This is a genomic window from Polaromonas sp. P4_H1 (assembly GCF_056400945.1).
On the sequence record NZ_JBFUKG010000069.1, the window covers coordinates 1 to 677 of the forward strand.

Consider the following 677-nt stretch of genomic DNA (forward strand, 5'->3'; position numbering starts at 1 on the left):
GACCGATCGGCGCCTTGCCATAACCGCCGGGAATATCGAGCACATAATCCGGCTGGCACAATCCGGAAACATTGCCTCGAATGGCGCGCATTAAGGCCTGTCCCTCCGCGATGCTGGTGCGCAAATGTGCGGTGCCAGGCGCGAGGTCGCCGTGATGCAGATAATAGGGCTTGATGCGGCACTCGACGAAACCGCGCATCAGTGCCGTCAGCGTCGCGGCATCGTCATTGACGCCGCGCAGCAGCACGGACTGGCTGACCATGGGAATGCCGGCATCTACCATCAGCGCGCACGACGCACGTGCAGCATCCGTCAGCTCACGCGGATGATTGGCATGCAGGGCCACCCAAGTACTTGCACCCGTGACTTTCAATGCATCCACCATTTCCGCACTCACGCGGCCGGGATCGGCCACGGGGACCCGCGTATGCAATCGAATGATCTTCACATGCGGGATATCAGCGAGATCCGCCATGATTTCGCTCAATCGCCGCGGCGACAGCATCAGGGGATCGCCGCCGGTGAGGATTACCTCCCAGATCTCGTCATGGCTGCGGATATAATCCAGCGCCGCTGAATAGGCGTCGGGTGACAGCGCGGTCTCCTTGCCCGGCCCCACCATCTCGCGGCGGAAACAGAACCGGCAATACACCGCGCAGACATGTACCAGCTTGAAC

1 protein-coding gene is annotated in these 677 nt (G+C 61.3%); it reads right to left on the minus strand.

The genetic code is table 11. From position 1 onward, the window contains the following. Positions 1-677: lysine-2,3-aminomutase-like protein (locus AC1DS5_RS25110; protein WP_477720961.1), on the minus strand; the 677-nt coding region annotated here is incomplete at both ends.